At 68.7% G+C, this 7,672-nt stretch carries 5 protein-coding genes and 2 pseudogenes; 5 read left to right on the top strand and 2 right to left on the bottom strand.

Annotated elements, in window-relative coordinates; all coding sequences use genetic code 11:
• Positions 1-99 (bottom strand): annotated as a pseudogene (locus tag O3Q52_RS44480) (DUF3027 domain-containing protein); the annotation flags it as partial.
• A 2-nt stretch (positions 100-101) separates the two neighbouring features.
• Between O3Q52_RS44480 and O3Q52_RS44475 the strand changes: the two are divergent.
• The 3 genes and pseudogenes from O3Q52_RS44475 to O3Q52_RS44465 all read left to right on the top strand — a co-directional run.
• Positions 102-929, top strand: a pseudogene (locus O3Q52_RS44475) (ABC transporter permease); the annotation flags it as partial.
• A 251-nt stretch (positions 930-1,180) separates the two neighbouring features.
• A complete protein-coding gene (locus tag O3Q52_RS44470; protein ID WP_269654213.1) occupies positions 1,181-2,644 on the top strand; it encodes an MFS transporter in 1,464 nt (487 codons plus the stop codon).
• A 99-nt stretch (positions 2,645-2,743) separates the two neighbouring features.
• Positions 2,744-3,952 (top strand): FAD-dependent monooxygenase, encoded by a 1,209-nt coding sequence (locus tag O3Q52_RS44465; protein ID WP_269654212.1) that lies wholly within the window; start codon positions 2,744-2,746, stop codon positions 3,950-3,952.
• 80 nt (positions 3,953-4,032) lie between these two features.
• On the opposite strand, the gene O3Q52_RS44460 is transcribed toward O3Q52_RS44465, so the two are convergent.
• Positions 4,033-5,550, bottom strand: a complete 1,518-nt coding sequence (locus O3Q52_RS44460; RefSeq protein ID WP_269654211.1) for a hypothetical protein — start codon at positions 5,548-5,550, stop codon at positions 4,033-4,035.
• Positions 5,551-5,711: 161 nt separating this feature from the next.
• Here O3Q52_RS44460 and O3Q52_RS44455 point away from each other — a divergent pair, with 161 nt between their 5' ends.
• Both O3Q52_RS44455 and O3Q52_RS44450 read left to right on the top strand, forming a co-directional pair.
• Positions 5,712-6,446 (top strand): TetR/AcrR family transcriptional regulator, encoded by a 735-nt coding sequence (locus tag O3Q52_RS44455; RefSeq protein WP_269654210.1) that lies wholly within the window; start codon positions 5,712-5,714, stop codon positions 6,444-6,446.
• Positions 6,447-6,497: 51 nt separating this feature from the next.
• Positions 6,498-7,672, top strand: a 1,175-nt coding sequence (locus O3Q52_RS44450; RefSeq protein WP_269654209.1) for an NAD(P)/FAD-dependent oxidoreductase, incomplete at its 3' end; no start/stop codon positions are given.

Genomic DNA, 7,672 nt, shown 5'->3' with positions numbered 1-7,672 from the left:
CGCCTCCAGGCGCAGATCCTCCGCGTCCGTGGGCAGAAGGTCCCCCGGACCCATGTCCCCGGGCCGGAGCCGCTCGCCCCACGGCACCCACTCGGGGGCCGGCCGTGAGCCTGCCCGACACGCAGGTGCTGGTGCCCGTCGACTCCGGCGGCGAGACGTCGCTGCAAGGGGCGGCGACCCAGGGCATCTCGGGCTCCGGCGCCCAACTTGCCAAGGTGCAGGACCTGGACGTACGCAGCGGCAGCCTGGACCGCGTGGGTGCGGGCCGAATCGCCATCGACAAGACCCTCGCCACCTCGGCGAAGGTCAAGGTCGGCGACAAGCTGCCGCTCCACCTCCCCGACGGCACCGAGGCCCGCCCGGAAGTCGTCGCGGTCTACGGCCGCGGCCTGGGCCTGGCGGCGGTCACCATGGACCGCGCGGCCCTGGCAGGCCACGTCACGTCGACCTTCGACAGCACGCTGCTGGTACGCGGAGGCGACGCCGAGCCGCTGGCCGCACTCGGCGAGGTCACCGACGCCTCGGGCTACGCCGTCGAGCAGAACGTGGACCGCGAACTCGGCGCCTGGGCCAACTACACGATGGCCGCCGTCCTGGGCGGTTTCGCCATCGTCGCCGCCGTCAACACCCTCGTGATGACGGTCCTGGACCGCCGCCGCGAACTGGCCACGCTCCGCCTCGTCGGCTCCACCCGCCGCCAGGTGCTGCGCATGCTCCACTGGGAGAGCCTGCTGGTATCGGTGGCGGGCGTGGCCCTGGGAACGACCATCGCCATGATCACGCTGACCCCCATGATGCGCGGCCTGACGGGCGAGTCCCCACACATACCCCCACTGCTGTACGCCACATTCGCCGCGACCGCGGTATCCCTCGGCCTCCTCGCCGTAACCCTCCCGGCCGGCGCGGCACTCCGCGACCGCGAGGCCTGAGATCTGCCGGTTTCCCAGAAGGAGCCTCCTCCGAGCTGCGTCTCCGCAGCTCGGAGGAGGCTCCTCGCCGTGCGGCGACGCCAGGGTCCGCCCCGGGCAAGGCCGAGCCATCGGCCTTGCCGCCTCCACCCCCTACCGCGGTAGCACCTCCACATTGGCTCCCCGGTATGACGCCCGGCGCGCAGCCGTCCCCGCACTCTTCACCCCGTCGCGGAACCGGACGGACGCGAACCCGTAGTGAGGAGTCCTCAATGCAGCAGAGCAGGACCGGAAGTACAGACACCGGACTGCACACGAGATGGAACGGGCGGCTCATCGGGCTGGTGGTTGTCCTGGCTCTCGTGAACTTCGTGGTCGACTCGGCCATTACCGCGCCACTGCTCGTCCTCCCGGAGATGCTCGACCATTTCGGCACCGACCAGGCGGCATGGCTCAACGCCACCGCGATGCTGGCGGGGGTGATGTGGGCGCCCCTGCTCGGAAAGAGCGCCGACATCTACGGCAAGCGCAGGGTGCTCGTGGTGGCGTTGCTCCTCAGCTGCACGGGCGCCCTCCTGTGTGCCGTGGCCCCCAGCCTCTGGGTGTTCGTGCCGGGGCGCATGCTTCAAGGAGCGTCTCTGGCCGCCGTGTTCCTATCCGTCGCAATCGTTCGAGGTGTCTGCGCACCCCGCATCGCGATGATCGTCGTGGGCATCGTCACCTCCAGCTCCGCGGTGCTCAACATCGCGTCGCGTTTTCTGATCGAGAAACTGGCCACGGAGTTCGGCTTCCAGATCTTGTTCGTCCTGTCGGCCCTTGTCGGGGCCGTGATGGCGATCTGCGTGCGGAAGGTGATTCCCGAATCCCTGGTCAGGACACCGGGCAAGATCGACGTCGCCGGTGCCCTCCTCCTCGGTGGAGGTCTCGCCGGAGTGCTCAGCTACGTCAGCCTTGGCTCGGACCTCGGCTGGCTCGCCGCCGGCCCACTGGCTCTCCTCGTCGGCGGCGTCGCGGCACTGGCCAGGTGGTTCCTGGTCTCGAGCCGGAAGCCCGACCCCCTGATCGACGTCAGGGACCTCGATGGGCCACTGGTGCTCATGCTCCTCGTCGTCTTCCTCGGAGCCGGTTCGTACCAGAGCATGCTTCAGCTCATCCCTCTCATCGGTGACGTCTCGGCGGATCAGCAACTCGGGTACGGACTGGCCGACCAGGGATCTGTCGCACAGTTGCTCGCGGCGCCCGGACTCGGAGTCATGCTCGGAGGTCCGGTTGCCGGATGGCTTGGCGCACGCATCGGACCGGCCTCGACGTTGGCGGGGACAGTCATGCTCGGAATGGTCGTGACCATCGGGATGTTCCTCGGGGCCTCCCAGCTTGCCGTCGCGCTCTGCTGCGCATTCCTGCTGGGTGTGACGGTAGGAGCGCTCGGCACATCTGGCTTCAACATGGCGGGCAGCCTGGCGTCCCCCGAACGCCAGGGCATCGTGTCCAGCCTGGTCATGGTCATGGTGTCGATCGGGTCGGTGGTGCTGGACTTCGTGGGCGCGGCCGTACTCAAGTCGACCGCCGTGGTGGTCGACGGCGAGACGACGAATTCGGCCACAGGCGTGTTCAGCTACATCGCGATCGCTTCCGGCGCGTTCGCGATCGCCGCGGTGCTGGTCGTCATGCTCGTACGAAGCACACGCCGCAGCCGCAACTCGCCGGGGCCCGACCTGGAGCGGGAAGCGGTGTGATCGACCTCAGAAGAGGCCGGCAGAAGCCGAAAGGTTCCTGGCCTACGGGCAAATCCGAGTTGGTCTTCTAATTCCTCATAGCGGACTGGGAGTTGACGAATGAGCACAAGAACCGCATCGAGAGGTACGGTCCTGGTTTCGGGCGCGAGCATCGCGGGTCCGGCCGTGGCGTTCTGGCTGCAGCGGTACGGATTCACGGTGACGGTGGTGGAGAAGTCCACCGGGCTGCGGGGCGGTGGTTACCCGATCGACGTGCGTGGCACGGCGGTTGAGGTGGCTCGCCGGATGGGAATCCTGCCGCAGCTGCAGAAAGCCCATATCGAGTCACGCCGGTTGACCTTCCTCAACGCCGACGGCAGTGCGGCGGCGGTGGTTCATCCGCAGGCGGTGGTCGGCGGCGTCGAGGGACATGACGTCGAGGTGCCTCGCGGGGACTTGGCGGAATTCCTGTACGCGGCCGTCCGTGACGAGGTGGAGTTCGTGTTCGACGACTCCATCGATGCGCTCAAGGAACACGAGCACGGGGTCGACGTCACCTTCCGCAGCGGCGTCCAGCGCAGCTTCGACCTGGTCCTGGGCGCGGACGGACTGCACTCGCGTACCCGGGAGCTCGTATTCGGCCCCGAGCAGCAATTCCACCGCTATCTCGGATACTGCTTCACCATCTTCACCATGCCCAACACGCTGGGACTCTCCCATGAAGCACTCATCTGGAACACCCCCGGAAGGGCCGCGGCGCTCTACGCGGTCAAGGACAGCAACGAGCTGCACGCATTCCTCAACTTCGCTCAACCCGAGCAACCGCACGAGGTCCTCCGCGACTCCGAGGCACAACATGATCTCGTCGCCACCACCTTCGCCGACGACGGATGGGAAATCCCGGCCATGGTCGCCGCCCTGCGCCACGCGAACGATTCGTTCTTCGACACCGTGAGCCAAGTCCACATGCCGTGCTGGTCCAGCGGTCGGGTCGCGTTCCTCGGCGATGCCGCCTACGCCCCGTCGTTCCTGACCGGGCAAGGCTCCAGCCTCGCCCTCGTCGGCGCCTATGTGCTCGCCCGCTCGCTGGCCGCCCATCGCGACCACGCCGAGGCCTTCGCCGCCTACGAACGCGACATCCGCGGATTCGTAGAGCTGAACCAGGCGCAGGTCGGCAAAGGCGGCGCGGCGCTCTTCCCCACCACGGCCGAAGCCCTTGAGAAGCGCAACAAAAGGCTTCGCGGCCTCACCGCTCTGCCACCAAAAGCCGGGCGCCCGGCTCACGCAGCCCTCAAGTTGCCCGAACACATCGAGGACCCTGGCAACTGAATACATCGAGGCCGGGCTTTCAATCGACAGGTCGGCGCATGAGTCGGCGGGATGAGCGATTCCCTTGGTGGGCAGGGCAGTTACAGTCGGCACACCAGGTCCGACATCACCGCAGGCGGCAGCGACGGGTTGGCGGCGGCCCCTTCGACCACCTGCCCGTCGGTGTCGGTGAGGAGTTCCACGATCACCGGTGGCGGGAGTGCGGGATGGCCTGCGGCGATGGGCCTCGCCCGTTTGTCTGCCAGGCAGGCGAGCAGCGCCGGGGCGGTCGCATTCCGATGCCGGGCGACCTCGCGCAGCGCCTTCTGTACCGGTGGTTGGTGTCGGGTCACGTCCTCCAGCAGCGCCGGCGTCGCGTCCGGATTGGCCGCCACCTTGGCGAGGACCCGGGATCCGTGCCGGTCGACCATGGTGCGCAACCGCGCTTCGGAGAGGCCCGGGTGCCCGGCGATGGACTTGACCACCTTCGCGTCAGGGTCGGTGGCCAATGCGTCGCGAATCTCGGCCGGCAGATCGCGTCGTTGGGCCAGGAGCATCCGTACGGCGGGGTTCGGCGACTTGGCCAGTTCCTCAACCTCTCTGGTTGAGGCGGCGGCGATCCGCGGCAGCAGGGTGGCGCCGATCTTGGCGGTGTCGGCCAGGTCGGTGAGCACGTCGAGCGGTACGTGCGGGTTGTGTGCGAGCGCGCGCCGCACTTCGTGGCCGTGGTCGCCGGCCAGGGCGCGGATCAGGGCTTCGTCGATCGCGGGATTCTCGGCGAGGTCGGCTCGTACACCAGGAGTGCCGTCCGCGGCGAGCCGCCCGTACACCTCGGAAGGCAGGTCCGGGCGGGCCGATAGTGCCCGGCGAAGCAGCGTTGACGGATGGTCGGCGAAGCCGATGACGGCCTCGGTCGGTGTGGCAGGGTTGCGCAGAGCCGCATGCTGCATGTCATGCACGGTGGACTCGTGGGAACCGTCGCAGGATGCGCCCGGCAGTAGATCGCAGTCGAGCCTGGCGCATTGAGGATCATGCACGAACGGTGTCTCTTCGCGGTCGCAGACCAGACACCGGCGCGAGGGAGGCAGCCCTTCGCCGGATATCAGCGCCGCCAGTACGGCCGACGGTGTTGCCTCGTTTACCGCGACCGCGCGGCGGACCTCGGCGTGCGGATGCTGCGCAAGCCTGGCTGCCACGTCCGGCGCGGCACACAGCGCGAGCTCCGCGACGACTCGTACGTCCGAGTCCGCGGCAAGTGACTCCACCCCGTCGCACGGGAGTCCGGGACAGGCAGCCAGCTCCTCCCGGTGCGCGACGAGCGGATCTGCCGCGAGCAGGCGCGCCCACTCCGGTCTGCCTACGCCTTCATGGAACAGGGCGAGGGCGGCGCGTGGCTGCGCGGCGGGATCGATGTCGGCAGCGGTCAGCCGGCCCTCGGACGCAAGCCGCCGGGCACTCTCCTCGACGCGCGAGACCAAGGCAATCGCCTGTGCATGGCCGAGGTCCGCGCGACCGGCGAGGTCCGCGGCGATGTCGGTGTCCGCGACCGCGATCAGCCGGTCGACCAACTCGGACGGCAGGGCCGTATTGGCGGCGAGCCCGCACAGGACATGGTTCACGGAGGGCATCCTGCCTGGACCGGGACCGGAGTGGCTCGTGGTTTTCGACGTCGAAGAGTTGCCGGCGGCACCTGAGCACGTCCTGAGCACAGCTTGAAATCGGCTACGAACATGTTCGTCACGAACTTGTTTCTAACGAACATGTTCGTTACTTTGGTGGTGTGACAGAACGACGACGCAGAACACCGACCAGCAGGCGGGAGCGTCCGGCGAAGCCGGCGCTGACCCGTGAAGGGATCATTGCGACCGCAGTCGCCCTGATGCGGGCCGAAGGGCTGGAGAAGGTGACCATGCGGCTCCTGGCGCAGGAGCTGGACACGGGTCCGGCCTCGCTGTATGTGTACGTGGCCAACACCGCCGAACTGCACGCGGCCGTTCTGGACGAGCTGCTCGGCGAGGTCGACCTGGGCCCCGTCGAGGACGAAGGCGACTGGCGCGACAGGCTCGCTGGGGTACTGACCTCCTACTCCGACATGCTCTTCGAGCACCCGGCGCTGGCCCGCTCGGCCCTGACCGCCCGCCCCAACGGCGAGCACTACCTGCGGCTGCTGGAGCGGCTGCTGGCCCTCCTGGACGAGGGCGGCGTACCGCGCACGCAGGCCGCCTGGGGCGTGGACGTGCTGCTGCAGTTCGCCACCGCCACGGCGGCCGAGCAGTCCACCCGCAGACAGGCCCCAGAGGCCGAGGAGGAATGGGACGCCCTGACCCGTGTCATCCACGGTGTCGACGTGAAAACCCACCCCCACGTCCACACCCTGGCGACAAGCCTCCTGACCGGCTCGCCCGAGGACCGCATGACCTGGTGTCTTCAGGCGCTGATCAACGGCATCGCCCACACCCCGACTCCCACCCCCACCGCCACTCCGACACCGGACACCGACTGCGCCGACAGCTGAACCCTCCCCACCGCCTCGACCAGTACAACTCGACCAGTACAAGGAGCAGCCATGACCGACAGCAGTTCCAGCCAGCCCACCCGACACCACCCCGTCGCGATCACCGGAGGCGGCCTCGGCGGTCTCACCCTGGCCCGCGTGCTGCACGTCAGCGGCATCGAGGCGACCGTCTTCGACCTGGAAGGGTCACCCGAGGTCCGCACTCAGGGCGGCATGCTCGACATCCACGAGGACTCCGGCCAGGCCGCGCTGCGCGCCGCAGACCTGTACGACGAATTCCGCAAGCTGATCCATCCCGGCGGCCAAGCGATGCGCCTCGTCGACCCACAGGGCACGGTGCGCCTGACGGAGGAGGACGACGGCAACGGCGACCGTCCCGAAGTGGACCGCGGGCAGCTGCGCGACCTGCTGCTGGATTCGCTTCCGACAGGCACCGTTCGCTGGGGCAAGCGGGCGACCGGCGCCCGGGCGCTGGACCGCGGACGTCACGAGGTGACCTTCGCGGACGGCACGGCGATCACCACAGATCTGCTCGTCGGTGCGGACGGCGCATGGTCGCGCATCCGCCCCCTTGTCTCCGATGCCCTCCCCACCTACACGGGCATCTCCTTCGTCGAGACCGACCTGTTGGAGGCCGCCTCCCGCCACCCGGCCGCCACCGCGCTGGTCGGAGGGGGCTTCTTCATCTGCCTCGGCGACCAGAAGGGCTTCCTCGCCCATAACGAGTCCGACGGCAGCATCCACGTCTACACCGCGGTCAAGGCGGCCGAGGACTGGCTCGACACCATCGACTTCACCGACACGGAAGCAGCGAAGAAGGAAGTCCTCGCCCACTTCGACGGCTGGCACGAAGACCTGCGCGCGCTGGTCGCCGACGCCGACGGCCCCGCGGTACCTCGCCGTATCCACGCCCTGCCTGTCGGCCACCGCTGGGACCACCACGTCGGCCTCACTCTCCTCGGTGACGCCGCGCACCTGATGTCCCCCTTCGCAGGGGAGGGAGCCAATCTGGCCATGCTCGACGGTGCCCGGCTCGGCCGGGCGATCGCCGACCACCCCGGCGACACCGAGTCCGCCCTCACCGCCTACGAACAGGAGCTCTTCCCTCGCAGCGAGGCGTCCGCCGCCGACTCCGCCGCCAGCCTGGAGATGATGTTCGGAGACAACGCCCTGGAGGGCCTGCTCGACCAGTTCGCCTCCCACCCCCACGCCGACAACATACGCTG

The sequence above is a fragment of the Streptomyces sp. ActVer genome, from assembly GCF_027270795.1.
Taxonomy (GTDB): Bacteria; Actinomycetota; Actinomycetes; order Streptomycetales; family Streptomycetaceae; genus Streptomyces; species Streptomyces umbrinus_A.
The sequence above is the reverse complement of the archived record's forward strand: the minus strand, read 5'-3'. Positions and strand labels throughout refer to the sequence as shown.